21 protein-coding genes are annotated in these 16,743 nt (G+C 59.8%); 5 read left to right on the forward strand and 16 right to left on the reverse strand.

Annotated features, from left to right (window positions below; genetic code table 11):
- Positions 1-71 precede the first annotated feature (71 nt).
- Complete coding sequence (locus tag CLV87_RS07050) at positions 72-1,214, reverse strand: alpha-D-ribose 1-methylphosphonate 5-triphosphate diphosphatase (protein WP_099242448.1); 1,143 nt, start codon at positions 1,212-1,214, stop codon at positions 72-74.
- Positions 1,204-1,986, reverse strand: a complete 783-nt coding sequence (locus CLV87_RS07055) for an esterase/lipase family protein (RefSeq protein ID WP_133840747.1) — start codon at positions 1,984-1,986, stop codon at positions 1,204-1,206. The genes CLV87_RS07050 and CLV87_RS07055 overlap by 11 nt, the downstream gene beginning before the upstream one ends.
- Before the next feature lie 54 nt (positions 1,987-2,040).
- Between CLV87_RS07055 and CLV87_RS07060 the strand changes: the two genes are divergently transcribed.
- Entirely contained in the window at positions 2,041-2,484 is a 444-nt protein-coding gene (locus tag CLV87_RS07060) for an NUDIX domain-containing protein (protein WP_099242446.1), read from the forward strand.
- On the opposite strand, the gene CLV87_RS07065 is transcribed toward CLV87_RS07060, so the two are convergent.
- The 4 genes from CLV87_RS07065 to CLV87_RS07080 form a co-directional block, all read right to left on the reverse strand.
- Positions 2,454-3,335, reverse strand: a complete 882-nt coding sequence (locus tag CLV87_RS07065; protein WP_099242445.1) for a DMT family transporter — start codon at positions 3,333-3,335, stop codon at positions 2,454-2,456. The two genes, CLV87_RS07060 and CLV87_RS07065, sit on opposite strands and share 31 nt — an antisense overlap.
- A 9-nt stretch (positions 3,336-3,344) precedes the next feature.
- The gene (locus tag CLV87_RS07070; RefSeq protein ID WP_099242443.1) at positions 3,345-3,698 is read right to left on the reverse strand and encodes a hypothetical protein; all 354 of its coding nucleotides are present in this window, start codon (positions 3,696-3,698) and stop codon (positions 3,345-3,347) included.
- Positions 3,699-3,751: 53 nt separating this feature from the next.
- The gene (gene smc, locus CLV87_RS07075; RefSeq protein ID WP_099242441.1) at positions 3,752-7,207 is read right to left on the reverse strand and encodes a chromosome segregation protein SMC; all 3,456 of its coding nucleotides are present in this window, start codon (positions 7,205-7,207) and stop codon (positions 3,752-3,754) included.
- A 128-nt stretch (positions 7,208-7,335) separates the two neighbouring features.
- Positions 7,336-7,728 (reverse strand): hypothetical protein, encoded by a 393-nt coding sequence (locus tag CLV87_RS07080; protein ID WP_099242439.1) that lies wholly within the window; start codon positions 7,726-7,728, stop codon positions 7,336-7,338.
- A gap of 148 nt (positions 7,729-7,876) precedes the next feature.
- Between CLV87_RS07080 and CLV87_RS07085 the strand changes: the two genes are divergently transcribed.
- Positions 7,877-9,085, forward strand: a complete 1,209-nt coding sequence (locus CLV87_RS07085; RefSeq protein WP_099244649.1) for a TsoY family (seleno)protein — start codon at positions 7,877-7,879, stop codon at positions 9,083-9,085.
- Between the two features lie 63 nt (positions 9,086-9,148).
- Here the strand turns inward: CLV87_RS07085 and CLV87_RS07090 are convergent, their stop codons facing one another.
- From CLV87_RS07090 to CLV87_RS07115, 6 genes are all read right to left on the reverse strand, one after another.
- Complete coding sequence (locus CLV87_RS07090) at positions 9,149-9,958, reverse strand: division plane positioning ATPase MipZ (protein ID WP_099242437.1); 810 nt, start codon at positions 9,956-9,958, stop codon at positions 9,149-9,151.
- Between the two features lie 298 nt (positions 9,959-10,256).
- Complete coding sequence (locus CLV87_RS07095; RefSeq protein ID WP_099242433.1) at positions 10,257-10,817, reverse strand: F0F1 ATP synthase subunit B; 561 nt, start codon at positions 10,815-10,817, stop codon at positions 10,257-10,259.
- 3 nt (positions 10,818-10,820) lie between these two features.
- Complete coding sequence (locus CLV87_RS07100) at positions 10,821-11,372, reverse strand: F0F1 ATP synthase subunit B' (RefSeq protein WP_099242431.1); 552 nt, start codon at positions 11,370-11,372, stop codon at positions 10,821-10,823.
- 89 nt (positions 11,373-11,461) lie between these two features.
- The gene (locus CLV87_RS07105) at positions 11,462-11,686 is read right to left on the reverse strand and encodes a F0F1 ATP synthase subunit C (protein WP_072630388.1); all 225 of its coding nucleotides are present in this window, start codon (positions 11,684-11,686) and stop codon (positions 11,462-11,464) included.
- 71 nt (positions 11,687-11,757) lie between these two features.
- Complete coding sequence (locus tag CLV87_RS07110; protein WP_099242429.1) at positions 11,758-12,516, reverse strand: F0F1 ATP synthase subunit A; 759 nt, start codon at positions 12,514-12,516, stop codon at positions 11,758-11,760.
- Positions 12,506-12,817, reverse strand: a complete 312-nt coding sequence (locus CLV87_RS07115; protein ID WP_370739628.1) for an AtpZ/AtpI family protein — start codon at positions 12,815-12,817, stop codon at positions 12,506-12,508. The genes CLV87_RS07110 and CLV87_RS07115 overlap by 11 nt, the downstream gene beginning before the upstream one ends.
- Between CLV87_RS07115 and CLV87_RS24355 the strand changes: the two genes are divergently transcribed.
- Entirely contained in the window at positions 12,731-12,913 is a 183-nt protein-coding gene (locus tag CLV87_RS24355; protein WP_407946581.1) for a hypothetical protein, read from the forward strand. The genes CLV87_RS07115 and CLV87_RS24355 overlap by 87 nt on opposite strands.
- A gap of 149 nt (positions 12,914-13,062) precedes the next feature.
- Here CLV87_RS24355 and CLV87_RS07120 read toward each other — a convergent pair whose 3' ends face one another.
- The 3 genes from CLV87_RS07120 to CLV87_RS07130 form a co-directional block, all read right to left on the reverse strand.
- Positions 13,063-13,773: a deiodinase-like protein gene (locus CLV87_RS07120; protein ID WP_099242425.1), complete on the reverse strand. Its 711-nt coding sequence runs from the start codon at positions 13,771-13,773 to the stop codon at positions 13,063-13,065.
- Entirely contained in the window at positions 13,763-14,167 is a 405-nt protein-coding gene (locus CLV87_RS07125) for a MarR family winged helix-turn-helix transcriptional regulator (protein ID WP_176556007.1), read from the reverse strand. The genes CLV87_RS07120 and CLV87_RS07125 overlap by 11 nt, the downstream gene beginning before the upstream one ends.
- 87 nt (positions 14,168-14,254) lie before the next feature.
- Positions 14,255-15,133, reverse strand: a complete 879-nt coding sequence (locus tag CLV87_RS07130) for a LysR substrate-binding domain-containing protein (RefSeq protein WP_099242421.1) — start codon at positions 15,131-15,133, stop codon at positions 14,255-14,257.
- 105 nt (positions 15,134-15,238) lie between these two features.
- On the opposite strand from CLV87_RS07130, the gene CLV87_RS07135 reads away from it, so the two are divergent.
- Both CLV87_RS07135 and CLV87_RS07140 read left to right on the forward strand, forming a co-directional pair.
- Positions 15,239-15,460 (forward strand): hypothetical protein, encoded by a 222-nt coding sequence (locus CLV87_RS07135; RefSeq protein WP_099242419.1) that lies wholly within the window; start codon positions 15,239-15,241, stop codon positions 15,458-15,460.
- A 31-nt stretch (positions 15,461-15,491) separates the two neighbouring features.
- Entirely contained in the window at positions 15,492-15,842 is a 351-nt protein-coding gene (locus CLV87_RS07140; RefSeq protein WP_099242417.1) for an ArsR/SmtB family transcription factor, read from the forward strand.
- Here the strand turns inward: CLV87_RS07140 and CLV87_RS07145 are convergent.
- A complete protein-coding gene (locus CLV87_RS07145) occupies positions 15,824-16,729 on the reverse strand; it encodes a DMT family transporter (RefSeq protein WP_099242416.1) in 906 nt (301 codons plus the stop codon). The genes CLV87_RS07140 and CLV87_RS07145 overlap by 19 nt on opposite strands.
- Between the last annotated feature and the right edge of the window lie 14 nt (positions 16,730-16,743).

Here is a 16,743-nt window from a genome sequence, read left to right on the forward strand (position 1 = left end):
AACGCTATAGGGAGGCGCAACAAATTCCGTCAACGGAATTTGCAAAATCCATCAATGGATTTTGGGTGCGCTTAGACGAAACGTTGTGCCACGTCTCCACTCATCCATGCCACGCGACCGCCCGCCAGAGTCGCCACGATCCGGCGGGTTTGCGGCTCCATCACCACCAGATCTGCGCGGCAACCGGGCGCAAACCGACCACGATCCTGCAAGCCCAAAAGCTGCGCCGGTCCGGCAGAAACCAGGTGCCAGGCGTCGGCCTCGTCCAGAAGGCCCAGCTCGAAGCAGCGCCAGGCGGCGCGGGCGGGTGAGGGATAGTGGTAATCTGACGCCAGAGCATCACACAGCCCTGCCCCGATCAGGTCCTGCGCCGAAACATTGCCCGCATGGCTGGCCCCGCGCACCACATTGGGCGCGCCCAGCACGATGAAATCCCCGGCCTCGCGGGCCGCTTGGGCGGCCTCCAGGGTCTCGGGGAATTCCGAGACCTGCGCACGCCGCGCGCGCCAAAGCGCGCGATCCTCGGCGCTGTGATCATCATGACTGCCCATAGTCACGCCTTGCGCGGCCAAGCGCGCGGTCAAAGCCTCCATCGCCGGGCCAACCTCGGGGCCACGCGCGTGCAGGTCCAGCAGGAATTTGAAATAGTCCTCGGGGTTGCGCTTGCTCTTGAGGGCTTGGCCAGTCAGGCGCGGCGGCTTGCGCCCTTCGGCCAGACGCGCATGGGGGAGGTGATCGTTAAAGACCACATAGCGAATGCCATGTTCAGCTATCAGCGCCTCGGCCGCATCGAGATCATCCAGCATATGGGTCTCAAGCCGCATTTGCAGGCGTAGGTCAATCGGCACGCTGTCCTGCATCAGGCGCACGGAGTCAAAGACTTCGCGGGCAAATTCCGGGCCGCGTAACCCGCCCTCCCAGCTCCAGAACTGTGCCAGAACCGCCGTGGTGATGCCATTGGCCGCCAGTTCCGCCGCAACGGCGACCATGCCCGCATCACGTTCTCGCAAGGCCCCGCGGCGCGGGGCCATGTGGCGTTCAAACCCATCGCCATGCACATCAATGATACCGGGCAGAACGTCAAACCCACTGAGGTCAATCGCCCGCCCAGCAGGTGCGTCAACAAACTGCCCGCCCGCCAGGGGCAAGGGCGCGTCATCCCAACCATCGGGGCGTAAAAAGCGCGCGCCGCTCAGCGTGATCTCAAGGCTCATAGGGTGTCTCATTTTTCTTGGCCGGGCATATCCCCGCCAGGCAGCCAAAGAAGTGCATGTCCACCTCTTGGGTCCAATCCAGATCCGGGTCAAAACGGCCTTCGCGCAGGAACAGATCGACCTGCGCCATAGCCATGGGATCTTGCATGATAAAGGTATGGGTGACCGGCAGGGTCAGATGCGCCTTCATGCCCTCAACGATTGTTGACTCAACCGTGACCTTGCCATCATCTGCGCCCGGCAGAAAGGCGGAAAAGGCGGGATTCATGGTGTCGGATCCGGCAATCACGCCCAGTTCAAATTGCACGGGACCGAGGGTCGAGGTGATCCCCTCATCCCCGGTGCGCAATTGCAGGCCTGCCGGTCCGTTAATCCATTCAAACGGGGCCAGATCGCCCAATTCATCGACAATCTCGCTGCCCTGATTGGGCGGGGCGAGCATGACGACACGGTTGATGCCAAGGGCGGTATTATGCTCGGTCCAGTAGCGTAAAAGGATGCCGCCCATAGAATGAGTGACGAAGTGCACCGCGGGCGCGTGGCACTGCCCGATGGCCTCGGGGATCACTTGGACCAATTGCTCGATCGGGGCCTCGGTCGAGGGGTAATCAGCGACGACCACCTCGTAACCACGGGTTTGCAACACGCGCTCAAGGACCAAAAAGGAATTGCCTGTGCGCGCCAGCCCGTGCAGCATGACGACGCAATCCGCGCGCGCCGGGGTCGCGAGGCAAGTTAAAACCAGAAACACATATGTCAGCACATTTTTCATGGCGCTTGAAATAAGCACCCCAGCCCCCGTAGGAAAGGGGCAAAAGGAGAGCACATGACCAATCGCCCCATTCGGCTTGCCGTACGTGGCGTCCTTTTGCAGGGCGACCGCCTGCTTTTGGTCAATGCCTGGCCTGGTGGGGTGTCGGATCTTTGGTGCGCGCCAGGAGGCGGTGTCGAGAAAGGGCAATCTTTGCCCGATAACCTGGCACGCGAGATCATGGAGGAGTGCGGGCTGTCGGTGACGGTCGGCGCGCCTTGTCTGGTCAATGAATTCCACAACCCTTCGGATGGGTTCCATCAGGTCGAGATCTTCTTTCGCTGCCAGTTGACCAGCGCCTTGCCACCGGCGTGGACCGATCCCGAAGGTGTGGTGACCAAGCGGCGGTTCTTTTCACGAGACGAGGTGCAGAGGTTACATCTGAAACCCGATAGCCTGCGCCATATCCCCTGGTCTGACGCGATTGCTTATGATGCGTTGGAGCTTTTGACCAAGTAGCGCGGGCCCAAGACAGACAGGGCGACACCGCCCAGAATGACAACCGAGGCGATTGTGAATTTCAGGGTTAGCGCTTCGCCCAGAAACAGCATCCCGCCCGCCATGGCAATGGGTGGCACGGTGAGCTGGGCAACGGCGGCAATGCTGGCCTGAAGCTGGGGCAAGACGTGGAACCACAGCGCATAGCCAAGGCCCGAGGCCACCGCGCCACTGGCCACCGCATAGCCAATGCCAGCCCAGTTCTCAGCCCGTGCCGCCAGCATGGGCATGTCGGCACCCATCGCCCAGAACACCAGCGGGACAACCAAACAGGCCAAAAGGAAATTGGCGGCGGTGTCGGCCAGAGGCGCAGCGCTGCCGCGACCAGCAAGTGAATAAATACCCCAACCAATGCCCGCCGCGATCATCATCAAAACGCCAATCGGGTAGCGGGAGATATCCTGCCAGGGCCAGACGAGATAGACCAATCCGCCAAAGGCCAGGGCCGAGCCAACAATCCTGAGCGGCGGCAGGGTTTCGCGTGCCAGAACCGCGCCGAAAAACATGGTCACCTGCACCGTGCCAAAGAGCAATAACGCGCCAATCCCGGCATCCATGACCAGATAGGCATCAGTGAATCCAATGATGTAAAGCGCGAGGCCAAAGACACTGACCACCCGTTTCCAGCCAAAGCCCTGAATGCGGATGCCGTTTAACCGGCACAGCGCCATCAGCGCAAAGGCCCCGGACATGAGCCGCAGCATGGCAAAGCTTTGGGTATCCAACCCGGCCCCGAACACCCCGGCGCGGGTCAAAAGGGAATTGGCGGCAAAGGCCACCATGGTCAACGTCGTGAGCAGGAAAAGCTTCATCAAGGCAGCCTATGGGCGCACGGGAAAGCGGTGACCTTCTTCGGTGATCAGGATCAACCGGTCGCCATTTTTGACATACATATCACAGCGGGTTTGTTCGTTGAGAAACTGGATACAGACCGCGCCTGCCGGGTTGATATCCCAATAGCCATAGGCGGTGCCGCCGTCATTGGCATAGGTATAGCTATACCGCCCGTCTTCGTAATATTTAGACTGACCATCATCAAAGAATGTCAAAACCTGACCGCGCAGCCGTTGATCCAGCTCGGCATTCTCAAAGGCGGCATCTCCGCTTTTGAGAACAAAGCTTTGCGCCCAGACCGGGGCGGCCAATAGCATCAGAAATGTCAGGGTCACGCGCATGGGCACCTCCGAATGTCAGGATACCCTAACCGGAGCCAACGGCTTCGTCACGATTATGCGACCAGTTTTTCTGCTTTTTTCAGATCGACCGAGACCAGCTGGCTAACGCCCTGTTCCTGCATGGTCACCCCAAACAGTCGATCCATACGGGCCATGGTCACCGCATGGTGGGTGATGATCAAAAAGCGCGTATCGGTGCGGCGGCACATCTCGTCCAGCATGTCACACATGCGGGTCACATTGGCGTCATCCAGCGGCGCGTCGACCTCGTCGAGCACGCAGATCGGGGCCGGGTTGGCGAGGAAGACGCCAAAGATCAGCGCCAGCGCCGTAAGGGTCTGTTCGCCACCGGACAACAGGCTGAGGGTCGAGAGCTTTTTGCCCGGCGGTTGGCACATGATTTCCAGCCCAGCCTCAAGCGGGTCGTCGCTTTCGACCATGACCAGATTGGCCTCGCCGCCGCCAAAGAGGTGGGTGAAAAGCATAGAGAAGTTGGCATTGACCTGCTCAAAGGCCGTCAGCAGACGTTCGCGCCCCTCTTTGTTGAGGCTGGCAATGCCGGTGCGCAGGGTGCGGATGGCTTCCTCAAGGTCAGCCTTTTCCTGCACCAATTCGTCATGCTCGGTCTGGACCTCTTTGGCGTCCTCTTCGGCGCGCAGGTTCACGGCCCCCAAGGCGTCACGCTGACGTTTCAGGCGCCCGACATCCTGTTCGATCTGCTCGGAGGCAGGCATGTCCTCGGGCAATGTGCCAAGCTGTTCCAGCAGCTGTTCGGGGCCACAATCGAGGTCTTCGGCAATGCGCTCGGCGGCAGCAGAAACGGTTTCCTGCGCGGCTTCGGCGCGGGCCTCGGCGCGGGCGCGGGTTTCGCGGGCTTCGCTGGCCAGACGTTCGGCGTCGCGTTCTTCGGCGATGGCATTACGCAGGGCGCTTTCGGCGACGCTGAGCGCATCTGTGGCCTCAGCCTTGCGCGCTTCGGCTTCTTCGATCCCGCCCGACAGCTCATCGCGCTTTTCTGACAGCTCATCAGGGACGGTGATCGCCTCTTCCAGCTCTTCAAGGCTGGCCTCTTTGCGATCCGCCAGCTCGCCCGCGCGCTTTTCTGCGGTATCGAGGCGGTGACGCCAGCCCGAGAGTTCCTTGGTCACCTGTTGACGGCGCCCAACCCGTGCCTCGCCTTCGCGGCGCAGCTCATCATGGGCAGAGCGTTTGGCCATCATGGTCATAAGCGCCGCTTCGACGGTCATTTTGATGTCTTCGACCTGACCGCGCGCCTCGTCGAGATCATCAAGCTCGGACAATCCGCGCTCGGCCTCGGTCAACTGCTCCTGAGCGGTGGCAATCTCTTCCTCATAACGACGCACGGAGAGCGTTGCGCTTTCCAGCTTGCTTTCGGCCATGTCACGGTCCGCTTCGGCGCGGTTATAGGCGCGATTGGCGGCGGTGAGTTGCTGGTCAGCCTGGCGCCGCGCCTCACGGGCGGATTTGTCGGCGGCGGTGAGTTCGGCCAGACGCGCCTGCAACGCCTCATGGGCGGCGCGGGTGCCATCCAGATGCGCCGACGCTTCGGCCATTTCCTGTTTCAACGCCTCAAGCCGGTTGAGCTGCTCCAGACGCAGCGCAGCCGCCGAGGGCTGGTCTTCGGCCCAAGCGCGGAAGCCGTCCCAACGCCAAAGATCCCCTTCGAGGGTGACAAGGCGCTGGCCGGGTTTCAGATGCTCTTGCAAACGCGGGCCATCATCTGAGCCAACGAGACCGATCTGATCCATGCGGCGGGCCAGAACATCAGGCACCGAAACATGCCGCGACAAAGGCGTGACGCCCTCGGGCAGCGGTTGGTTCTCGGCATAGGCTGGCAATTCGGACCAGCCGGTCGGGCCGTCCGCCTCAACCTGCGGGGCGCGCAGATCATCGGCCAGGGCCGCGCCGAGCGCCTTTTCAAAGCCCTGCTCGACCTGCAACCGATCCAGGATCTGGCCGCCCTCGGCAGTGTCGCGTTCCAGAAGGCGGGCCAGGGCTGTGACCTCGGCCCGCAGCGCGTTCATTTCGCCCTCAGCCTCGGAGCGTTCTGCCCGCGCCTCAGCCTCGCGCGATTGGGTTTCGGTTCGGGCCTCTTCGGCATTGGCCAGCAACTCTTCGGCGCGTTCGGCCATGGCCTGCGCGTCATCCTGCGCCTGTTCAGCGGCCTCTGCCGCCTCGCCCGCGCCTTGCAAGGTCAGGGTCGCCTGCCCCACTGTTTGGCGCGCGCGGGTAACCTCGGCCTCGGCACGATCCATGGCTTTGCGGCTATCCGCCACGAAGCGTTGCGCCGATTGGTGGCGGGCGGCAAGACGCGCCACATCTTCGGTGCGCTGCGACAGGTCTGCCTCGCGCTCATGCAAGATGCTGGCCGCCTCAGAGGCCGCATCCGAGGCCTCTTCCAACCGATCTTCGTGACCCTCAGCGGCTTTCTCAAGCTCGCGGGCCTCCCATTCCAGCTGTTTGATCGTTTCGCCCGCATCGTGGTTCAGACCGGCTTCGCGCTCCATGTCGCGATCAAGCTGTTCGATCCGGCGTTTCAGCGTGGCGATGGTTTCCACCGCGCGCTTTTCCTGATCCGACAGGGCATCGCGCTGCACCACCAGACGTTGCAGGATCGCAGCGGCAATGGCCTCTTCTTCGCGCAGGGGCGGCAGGGCATCTTCGCTTTCGACCCGCAAAGCCGCTGCTGCGCGCACGATCTTTTCGGCCTGCGCCGCGTGCTGGATCATTTCGCGCAACTGATCCTGCGCGACCAGGCGTGCCTCTTCGGCCTCGCGCCAACGGCGATAGAGCAACATCCCTTCGGACTGGCGCAGCTCTTCGCCAATGGCGCGGTAGCGTGCGGCCTGACGGGCCTGACGGGCCAGTTGTCCCAATTGCCCGGCCAGTTGTTCCACCACATCATCGACGCGCAGAAGATTGGCCTCGGCATTCTTGAGCTTCAACTCGGCCTCGTGACGCCGCTGGTAGAGACCACCAATCCCGGCGGCATCTTCAAGAACCTTGCGACGGTTTTTGGGCTTGGCGTTGATCAATTCGGAAATCTGTCCCTGTCGAACCAGAGCCGGGCTGTGCGCCCCGGTCGAGGCATCGGCGAACAACATCTGAACATCGCGGGCGCGCGTGTCTTTTGAGTTCACCTTGTACGCGCTGCCGACATCGCGGGTGATGCGGCGGGTGATCTCCAACTGGTCGCTGTCATTGAACCCCGCCGGGGCGAGGCGTTCGCTATTGTCGATGGTCAGCAGCACTTCGGCAAAGTTGCGCGCCGGGCGGGTCGCAGCCCCGGCAAAGATCACATCCTCCATCCCGCCGCCACGCATGGCTTTGGCGCGAGTTTCGCCCATGACCCAGCGCAACGCCTCAAGCAGGTTGGACTTGCCACAGCCATTTGGCCCCACAACACCGGTCAGGCCATCGGCGATGACCAGATCAGTTGGGTCCACAAAGCTTTTGAAGCCCGTCAGTCTGAGTTTGTTGAATCGCAAAAGGCCTGCCCTGATTCCGCTGTTGGCGGTCAGATTGGGCGGGCGAGCCCCTGTGAGTCAACGAAATATACGCCTATTTGGCGGTTTGCCGCCACTTCTCCACAAGATATTGCGGGGTCGGCATAGGGTTATCCACAGGTCATGTAGCCCGAGATGCTTTCCCCGCTTTGCCAAAGATCGCCGATTTCGCAAAAGATTGTGCGCCTTTTGCGGGGGCGTTTGGGGGCCTTGCGCCCCTCGCATTTCAGCCCAACGCGCATCATGGATTCATCACCATCGACCCAGACGGGATCGCAACCGGTTTCCATATGAGCCAGATGCGCCGCCTTGGCAGACACGTCGGGAAATTTGGGCAGCCATTCCGGAGAGGTGCGAATCGCCTCGACCACATCGCCATTGTGCCGGAGCGTGAATCTGGACCCGTCATATTCGCGCTCAATCCCGGGAATGCCGCGAAACCCGGGGCCTGCCGCATCACAGGCCCCGAGTAAAAGAATGAGGAAAGGCAACCATCTACGCATGATTCATCGATAGGCAACCTTGGTTACTTTCTGGTTAACGGCCAAGGGGGGAGGCGCAGGCAAATACATATTCCGGAAATTACATATTTACATTCCGATTTTGGAATATATATTACATTCCATATTCAGAATGTTAATGGAGGCCCTCATGGCCACGCACACAAAACCAGCGGACAGCTACTCTCCGCTCTACTTTCTGGCTTCGCTTGGCGCAGGCGGGGTGACAGTTTCGTTTTTCATGTTCCTGATGTTCTGGGTCCCGCATAAGGGCCGCCCGGTGCCGATTTTCGAAGACATCATGGCCGCCTTTTCCTCGGGTAGCCCATGGATGCAGGCCGCCATCGTCACGGCCTGGATCGGGATCGCGTTCTTTGCTTTTCAGAATGTGCGCCTGCTGCTTTGGAACCTGTCCGCATTGGGGCGGTTCAAACAGACCGAGGCCTATCAAAAGCTCGTGCAGTCCAATGCCGAATCCACGCTGCTGGCCATGCCCTTGGCTCTGGCCATGACCGTGAACGCCATGTTCATTGTGGGGCTGGTCTTTGTGCCGGGCCTGTGGAGCGTGGTCGAATACCTCTTTCCCCTCGCGATGATCGCCTTTGCCGCGATTGGCGTGCTTGCCGCACGGTTGATCGGTCGCTTTCTGGGGCGGGTCCTGAGCAAGGGCGGCGTGTTTGATGTCACGGCGCATAACAGCTTTGCTCAGCTTTTGCCGGCCTTTGCCGTTTCCATGGTGGCTGTCGGTTTCGCCGCGCCCGCCGCGATGAGCACGACCCCCGCCACCGTTGGCGTGTCCCTGGTGTTGTCGACCATTCTTGGCGTCACCGCCATTCTTTACACGGTCCTTGCTGCGGCCTCGGCAGTTTCCTCGATGTTGCAACATGGGACAGCGCGCGAAGCCGGACCGACATTGATGATCATCGTGCCGATTGTGACCGTGTTGGGCATCATGTTCCTGCGTCAGAACCATGGGTTGCACACAACTTTAGATGTGCATGGCAGCGACGGGGAAACCATGATCTTTCTGACCCGCCTGCTGGCGATCCAATTAGCCTTTCTCGGGCTGGGCTGGGTTGTGTTGAAAGCGCAGGGGTATTTCGACGACTTTGTCACCGGATCCAAGACCTCCCCGGGGTCCTATGCCTTGGTCTGCCCAGCGGTTGCCCTGTCGGTGATGATCCATTTCTTTGTGAACAAAGGTCTCGTCGCCTCTGGTTTGATCGCCAAATTCGGTGTCGCCTATTGGAGCGTGACGGGTCTGGCCATCATCGCGCAGATCATCGCGATTGCTCTGGTGTTGCGCTTGGGTCGTCAACACTTTGGCCACAGCCCCGTGCAGGCTGTCCCTGCGGAGTAACGAAAACGGGCCGGGGTAGTCCCCGGCCCTTTTCAGTTTGGCGAACGCGTCGCGGTGTAGCGATTAAAAATCCACAGTGACCCCGGGCAGGTTCAGCGCTTTGATCAGGTCACGCAGCTCCTGACGCGCGGCGATATTCGAGATGTTGAGCTGCTTGACGCCAATATCGCGCAGATCCAGCAGGGTCAGGCCGCGCGGGAACAATTCGCGAAAGATCACCCGCTCGTTAAAGCCCGGAGCCACGCGAAAGCCGATCCGCTTGGCCAGCCGGGTGACAGCGCTCTCCATCTTTTTCTTGTTGACCATTTGCTGAGCCCCAAGGCGGTTGCGCAGCACGATCCAGTCAATCGGCTGCAAACCAGCCTGCGCCCGCAATTGCCGCGCAGACCAGACCATTTCAGAATAGACCGAGGGGCCGAGGATCTTTTCCCCGTCACTGTCGATCTTAGCCAGCAGGTCAAAATCGACAAAGCTGTCATTGAGCGGCGTGATCAGGGTGTCGGCCAGCGAATGGGCAACTTGCGCCAGCCGGGTATGAGAGCCCGGGCAATCGATCACGATGAAATCCGATTGAGATTCCAACTCGGCCACCGCCTGGCTGAGGCGCGTATCATAGGCCTTTTCGCCGTCAGCCGCGTTTTGCGCCTCGGTCGCCGGGAGATCGACATAGATCGGTGTGGGCAGATCAAGGCCCTGGGCATCCAGATATTTGCGGCGGTTTTCGAGGTAGCGCGCCATGGTCTTTTGGCGCAGGTCAAGATCCAACGCGCCAACGCGGTGCCCCATGCGCGACAGGGCCGTGGCCACATGCATGGAGACGGTGGATTTCCCCGCTCCGCCCTTTTCGTTTCCGACAACGATCGTATGTGCCACGCTGCGCCTCTTTGCTTGGGATTGGTCCAGATATGCCTGTAGAACGCTGCTTTGATCCTATATGTGGGGCTGCGTCAAGGAAAGACAGGTGAGATTTTTCGCCAAGTCAGAGTGTCTGTCAGTCCACAATCCTGGCTTTGCCGGTAAGGGGGATAAGGGGCGCTGCCCCTCTTGCCGCGAGGCGGCAATTCACCCCGGGATATTTGAGGCCCAAAGAAACCTCAGGCCCGCGGGGGCGGCCATAAAAAAGGCCCGGCACCAAAAGGGCCAGGCCATTTTGTAGCGTGTTTAAAGCGGCTTAGTGCAGCTTAGCACCAACCTCAGCGATTGCATCATCAATCAAGGTGCTTGCGGAGGCGGCGGTCATTTCGCCGGCCACAACATCCTGCGCGGCCAGTACGGCGACGCGGGCTGCGCTGTCGCGCACCTCTTTGACGGCGCTGGCTTCGGCAGACGCAATCTGGGATTCAGCGGCTGCCAAACGGCGGGCGACCGAAGCCTTCATGTCTTCTTTGGCCTGCTCAGCAGCCAGTTCGGCCTCTTGCTTGGCATGGGCAACAATGCGCTCTGCCTGCTCAGCAACTTCACGCGACTTGCGCTCGTAGCTGGCCAGCAGTGTCTGGGCTTCTTCACGCAGCTTGCGTGCTTCGTCCAGCTCGTCACGGATGCCTTCGGCGCGCTTGTCCAGCATGCCGCCCAGCATTCCGGGCACTTTGAAATAGGCCAGAACACCCAGGAACAGCAGGAAGCCCAGCAAAACGACAAAGTCGGTATTGCCCAGCGACCAGAAAGGGCCGGAAGCGGCGAGAGCCGGGGTGGCGCTCAGGGCGAAAACGGCGGGAAGGATCAGCTTTTTCATGTCTTATCCTTTCATCCGTTCTGCCACAGCAGCGGCAACCTTGGCACCGTCGGCTTTGCCACCCAGCGCGGCCACGATGGCCTCGGCTGTGTCTTTGGCGACGGTTTCGACATTTTCCAGAGCCGAGGCGCGGATATCGGCGATTGCCTTTTCCGACTCAGCAGCTTTGGCGGCGATTTCCGCGTCAGCTTTTTCCAGGGCCACGTCGAGCTCGGCCTTGATTTCGTCACGTGTTGCCTGCGCGATGTTCTGCGCTTCGGCACGTGCATCTGCCAGTGCTTTCTCATAAGCGGCTTCGGCTTCTTCAGCCTTGCGCTTCAGATCTTCGGCAGCGGCGATATCATTGGTGATCGTCCCCTGACGTTCCGCCAGAACCGACGCGATGCGCGGCAGGGCGATGCGCGACAGGACAAGGAAAATCACCACCAGAGTGATCACCAGCCAGAAGACCTGGTTGCCGATCCAGTCACCGCAAAGCTGCGGCATGCCAACAGCAGAGCCATGCGAGTCAACGCAGGAACTGACGGCTTGGGCAGCGTGTGTATCAGACGCCATATGTCTGTCCTCCGTCGGAACGTTGTCTTTCGATCGGGCGGGCCAGCGATATGCTGAACCGCCCGCGCGTAAGGATTATGTTCCGTGGATTATACGGCGAACATCAGCAGCAGCGAAACGAGGAAGGCGAAGATGCCCAGCGCTTCCGCAAACGCGATGCCGATGAAGAGAGTAGCAGTTTGGCCAGCAGCGGCCGATGGGTTACGCAGAGCGCCTGCCAGGAAGTTGCCTGCAACGTTACCTACCCCGATTGCGGCTGCGCCGGAACCGATTGCTGCCAGGCCTGCGCCGATGTGTGCGAGATCGCCTTCCATAGTCCTATCTCCTTACGATTGGAAGTTGAATGAGGGATGCCGTAGGGTGGGGTTCTACCCCGCCATTTGCATTAGTGTGACGGGTGCAGTGCGTCTTTGAGATACACGCAAGTCAGAATGGTGAACACGTAGGCCTGGATAAAGGCCACGAGGATTTCCAAACCATACATCGCGGTGATGGCGACGATGGAAATCGGCGAAACCAGAGTGATCGCAGCAAAGCCCGCGAACACTTTGATAACCGCGTGGCCCGCCATAACGTTGCCAGCCAGACGAATGCTGTGGCTGACGGGGCGGACAAAGTAAGAGATCAATTCGATCACGGCCAGGATCGGGCGCAGCGCAGCAGGGGCGCTGGAAACCCAGAACAGGCCAAGGAAGCCTGCGCCGTTTTTGACGAAACCAACCACGGTTACGGTGATGAACACGGCAAAAGCCAGGATCACGGTCACGGCAAAATGCGAGGTGGTGGTAAAGCTCATCGGGATCAAGCCAAGGAAGTTGGCGAAGACGATGAACATGAAGAGCGTCATGATATATGGGAAGAAGACCAGGCCGTCTTTGCCGGTCACATCTTCGATCATCTTGTAGACAAAGCCATAGGCCAATTCGGCAATCGACTGGCTGCGGGTCGGGACAACTGCGCGGCGCGACGTGCCGATCACCATCAGACCGATGACCGCCAGAACCGCCAGGAACAGCCACAGGGTCACGTTTGTGATGGTGAACATGCCAACTGCACCGTCGCCGAACAGCGGCTTGACGATGAACTGATCCATCGGGTGGAATACCAGGCTGCTGCCTTCTGCTGCTGCGGTGTCAGACGCCATCTTTGTCCCCTTCATCTGCCACTTGCGCGGCTTCTTGTGTCGCTTGGATCTCTTTGGCGGTGCGCATCATGACATTCACGCCGGCCGCCAGACCCAGTAATATGAACAGCACCATGAACAAAGGCGTCGTGCCCAGCAGCACATCAAGCCCGTATCCGATGCCAAAGCCGATCCCGAGACCGGCCACCAATTCCGTCACCATCCGCCAGGCCTGATTGGCCATGGAATAGTGCTCCTCCTGGTGCTTCTTGCCGCCTTTGGGCCCTTTGGCCGCTTCGATCTTGGCTTCCAGCTCTTTCAGCTGCTGCTTTGGATCGGTTTCAGACACGCATTTCGCCCCGTTTGGAGTTCAGGGGGTTGGTATGCGCGCAGCGGCTCCGAGTCAACAGGTGGTTAAGCCGCGTAAGCCTATACGTAAATATTTGAAATAAAATGATTTTACAGGACGCGTCGGGCAATGGGAGATTCCGTCGCAGGCTGGCCACGGGTCAATCATGGCCAAAATGCATATTCAACCAAAACGTTGAGTTTCGCAGCCTGCTTTATTCAGCACTGCACATCCGGTGCCACCGCCCCTTTGCGACCAAAGGCCAAACGCAGGTTTCGGCGCACAAGATTGTTCCAGATCAGGTTGGGCAACCCGCGCAGGAAATCAGACATCGAGCCTTTGCCGCCCTCACCCAAGACCGTCAGGCTGACCTTGGGAGGAACGGGTTTGAACCAGGCGCGCAGCGCGGCGGGTTTTCCAGCCTTCAACAACGCAATGGCGCGTCCGGTCACGGCGGGATTGTTCCAGTCGACAGCATAAACAACACAGCCATTGCGGTTGATGATAAAGACCGAATTGGGATAGCCGCCATACGCCTGGTGAACACGCCCAGCAATATCATCCACCAAAACCCGGCGATTTTCGCCATCCGCAACAAGGGTCGCAGCACAGCTGGCCTTGTCACCTTGGGTCGAGTGGGCCGGGATTTTGCTACCGGGGTGCGCTTCGCGGACATAGAGAACGGCAAAGCTGACATCGGGATGCTGGAGGTCGAGCCGCGTCATCACCTCGCGTCGCCCCTGAAAGAGCGGGCAAGTTAGGCTGCCCATTTCCAGCACCAAAAAGTCGCCCTCAAAGTCCAAAAGCCGCGTCGCCCCACCAGTGGCCAGATCAATTTCGAAGTCCGGGGCTTTTGATCCCGGCTGGGGGCCGCGAAAATTGACCAGGTCATAATCGCTGGCATCAAAGCTGCTGTAATTATAGGCCATGTTGTTCCTCCGTTAGGTTCGCGGCCATGCGTTTCATGACTGTCAGGGCTTGCTCGACATCTTCCGGGGCGATCCCTGCCAGTGTTTGCTTGATCAACCCTTGGGCAATGCGTGCCAGCTCTTCAAAGACCGCCTGCCCCATCGGGCTCAGGCTTAGCCGGACAGACCGGCGATCTTTGGTGTCGCGCAGGCGCAGCACCAGCCCCTTGCGCTCAAGCCGGTCCAGAGTTCTGGTGATCGTCGTTTTGTCGCGCATGCTGCGATCTGACAGCTCGGTTGCGGTCAGGTCAGGCACCGATTGCAGGATCAAAAGCACCGCCCATTCTTCGGCGCTGACATCCAGCCCTTCGGCCTCGAACCTTTGCACCAGCGAGCGTCGCAGTAGAAAGGACAAGTGATTCACCCAATAATGTGGATAGGAGTCGTGTTTCATCATGATTGCTATATGCAATAATTGTATTTAGCAGTCAATAGCGAAAATTTAACTGCGAAACGGCGCGCCTTCGGCCACCAACCAATCACGGAACTGCCGCACCGCGCGGCGACGCTCCGCACGGGGTTCAACAAGGATCTGATAGGTGCCGCCGGGGATCGATAGGTCAAACAGCCGAACAAGCGCCCCCTGCTCTACATAAAGCCGGGCGATGTCATCGGTGATCAACAGCGCCCCCTGCCCGGCCAACGCGGCAGGCAAAGCAAGATTTGCGCGCATGCGCCATTGCGGGCTAGCCAAATCAGAGACATCGACCCCGGCAGCCAAAAACCAATCCCGCCAGGGATCGCCATGACGGTCCTGAAACCGGCGACGATCCAACAGCTCGACCGGTTTTTTAAGATCAGCAAAGGCATGTGGGCAGCCATAGACCGATAGCGGCGCATTGCTGACCACCATGCTCGGCTGGTCCGGCACTGTCCGAACGATAGAGCGAATGGCGACATCCGCCTCGAACGCGCTGAGGTCAGCCAAGGATTGGGACGGCGTGATGCGTGGCTCAATCTCGGGAAAGGCATCCAGAAAGGCCCCCAATCGCGGCATAACAAAATGCGTGGCGAAAGTCGGTTCGCAACTGATGGTGACGACGCCACTGGCACGGCCGGTCATGGCCTCGGTCGCCTCGGACAGGGCGTCAAACATCGGCGAGACTTGCGCGAGATAGGCCCGGCCTTCGCTGGTCAGGGTGACACCACGCGCCGCTTCGCGGAATAATTGCACGCCCAATCGCTGTTCGAGCCCGCGCACATGGCGGCTGATTGAACTATGGGCAACACCCAGCTCCTGGGCCGCAGAAGAAAAGCTTTGATGACGGCCGGCAGCCTCAAACGCGCGGAGCGCGTTGAGCGGAGGGAGAACGCGTGACATACCTTATTTGTGCGCTTTTCGCACAGCATTCGTCAAGCAACTGCGTTTGATTGCTCTTTCTTTTCGGGAAATACTGCCCCTACCCCAGAAATTGAGAGACACAAAATGACACATGATCGCAGCCACCCATTGCGGCGGCGCGGGATTTTTGCGCGCTTACTTACCCTATTGCACGCTCTGCGCCTGCCGCGCACCACCCCGACAACCACGGACATCATTGATGGCTTGCCAGAGGGTATGAGCGACCATCACCTGCGCGACATCGGTTTGGACCCGCAACAAATCTATCTATACAAGCATCGCCCGCACGATCCCCGAGGGTTTTGAATTCTGGAGCGATCCCTTATAAGGCTGCGCTATGACAGCCACCCTCGACACCGTTTTTGCCGCCCTGGCCGATCCGACCCGGCGCGCAATCCTTTCGATGCTTCTTGAGGATGATATGGCTGTGACCGATGTGGCCGACCCGTTTGAAATGTCACTGGCCGCGATCTCCAAACACCTGATGATCCTCGCCAATGCGGGCCTGATCAGTCAGGAAAAGCGCGGTCGGGTGAAATGGTGCAAGCTTGAACCCAACGCCCTGCGCGATGCCTCGGTCTGGATGCAGGGATTTGGTCAGTTTGAACCGATCAATCTGGATGCGTTTGAGCGATTTCTGGAACAGGAACTATCGGACCCCGCGCCGGATCAAGCCGAAACGGGCTGAGGCTCTTCGTCTTTTAGCAACAGGATCAGGGCAAACACGGTCAGGCCGACACCGGGCAAAACCATGGCCGTCGGCACAGATCGCCCCAAGGCCAATTCCCACAGGATTACCCAGCTTGGCACCAGATAGGTATAGGCCATGACCTTGGCACTGGGCAGACGCAGGGTTGCGTAACGCAAGGCCAGAAAGGTCAAACCGGTTGCGGCCAAAGCCGTATAGGCAATGGTGATCCAAACGATCGCAGGTAGGGCAGCCCAATCTGTCGCCAACAAATCCCACCCCGCCCAGATCGACAGGATCAAAGCCCCGGCAATCAAGATACCGGTGACAAAGGCCATGGCAGGCTCACCGCGGCTGAGTTTGCGCAAGAGCGGCGTATACAAGGCATGGGCGGCGCAACCGCCCAGAAACAGCATCTCGCCAAAACCAACTTCAAACCGCCGTGCCAATTCAAAATCACCGCGGAAAATCACCCAAAGCGCGCCGAAAGCGCCGGTCACGATGGCCAAGGCCATGCGCCATGTCGTGATTTGACGCAAAAGAAAGTACCCAAACACCGCAGACATGGCCGGGGTGAAGGTGAAAACCGCCGCCATGCTGACGGGTTGCGCGGTCTTCAACCCCTCGAACATGGTCACGAAATAGATGGCAAAAAGACCGGCTAGGATCAGATAGCGCCACGGCGCGCGAAACGTCTCGCGCTGCATTCCGCCCGTCATCCAGGCCAAAGCGCCAAGAACAAGGGCGACAAAGGCAAAGCGGATCGCATTCAAAACTTCAGGCTCGATAAACGGCCCGACCATTCCGCCCAGCGAAAAAGATCCGGCAACCAAAGCCGAAAAGCTGAGCATCGCGAGATGCCCGCGCCGCGCCTCTTGGGCCCCCATGCTCACGTTATGGC

This window comes from Pelagimonas phthalicica (assembly GCF_004364805.1).
Lineage (GTDB): Bacteria > Pseudomonadota > Alphaproteobacteria > Rhodobacterales > Rhodobacteraceae > Pelagimonas > Pelagimonas phthalicica.

Excerpts from the sequence above, each read along its gene's own strand:
- CLV87_RS07050 (WP_099242448.1), bottom strand. The coding sequence starts at position 1,214 with ATGAGCCTTGAGATCACGCTGAGCGGCGCGCGCTTTTTACGCCCCGAT.
- CLV87_RS07055 (WP_133840747.1), bottom strand. The coding sequence starts at position 1,986 with ATGAAAAATGTGCTGACATATGTGTTTCTGGTTTTAACTTGCCTCGCG.
- CLV87_RS07060 (WP_099242446.1), top strand. The coding sequence starts at position 2,041 with ATGACCAATCGCCCCATTCGGCTTGCCGTACGTGGCGTCCTTTTGCAG.
- CLV87_RS07065 (WP_099242445.1), bottom strand. The coding sequence starts at position 3,335 with ATGAAGCTTTTCCTGCTCACGACGTTGACCATGGTGGCCTTTGCCGCC.
- CLV87_RS07070 (WP_099242443.1), bottom strand. The coding sequence starts at position 3,698 with ATGCGCGTGACCCTGACATTTCTGATGCTATTGGCCGCCCCGGTCTGG.
- CLV87_RS07080 (WP_099242439.1), bottom strand. The coding sequence starts at position 7,728 with ATGCGTAGATGGTTGCCTTTCCTCATTCTTTTACTCGGGGCCTGTGAT.
- CLV87_RS07085 (WP_099244649.1), top strand. The coding sequence starts at position 7,877 with ATGGCCACGCACACAAAACCAGCGGACAGCTACTCTCCGCTCTACTTT.
- CLV87_RS07095 (WP_099242433.1), bottom strand. The coding sequence starts at position 10,817 with ATGAAAAAGCTGATCCTTCCCGCCGTTTTCGCCCTGAGCGCCACCCCG.
- CLV87_RS07100 (WP_099242431.1), bottom strand. The coding sequence starts at position 11,372 with ATGGCGTCTGATACACACGCTGCCCAAGCCGTCAGTTCCTGCGTTGAC.
- CLV87_RS07105 (WP_072630388.1), bottom strand. The coding sequence starts at position 11,686 with ATGGAAGGCGATCTCGCACACATCGGCGCAGGCCTGGCAGCAATCGGT.
- CLV87_RS07110 (WP_099242429.1), bottom strand. The coding sequence starts at position 12,516 with ATGGCGTCTGACACCGCAGCAGCAGAAGGCAGCAGCCTGGTATTCCAC.
- CLV87_RS07120 (WP_099242425.1), bottom strand. The coding sequence starts at position 13,773 with ATGGCCTATAATTACAGCAGCTTTGATGCCAGCGATTATGACCTGGTC.
- CLV87_RS07130 (WP_099242421.1), bottom strand. The coding sequence starts at position 15,133 with ATGTCACGCGTTCTCCCTCCGCTCAACGCGCTCCGCGCGTTTGAGGCT.
- CLV87_RS07135 (WP_099242419.1), top strand. The coding sequence starts at position 15,239 with ATGACACATGATCGCAGCCACCCATTGCGGCGGCGCGGGATTTTTGCG.
- CLV87_RS07140 (WP_099242417.1), top strand. The coding sequence starts at position 15,492 with ATGACAGCCACCCTCGACACCGTTTTTGCCGCCCTGGCCGATCCGACC.
- CLV87_RS07145 (WP_099242416.1), bottom strand. The coding sequence starts at position 16,729 with ATGGGGGCCCAAGAGGCGCGGCGCGGGCATCTCGCGATGCTCAGCTTT.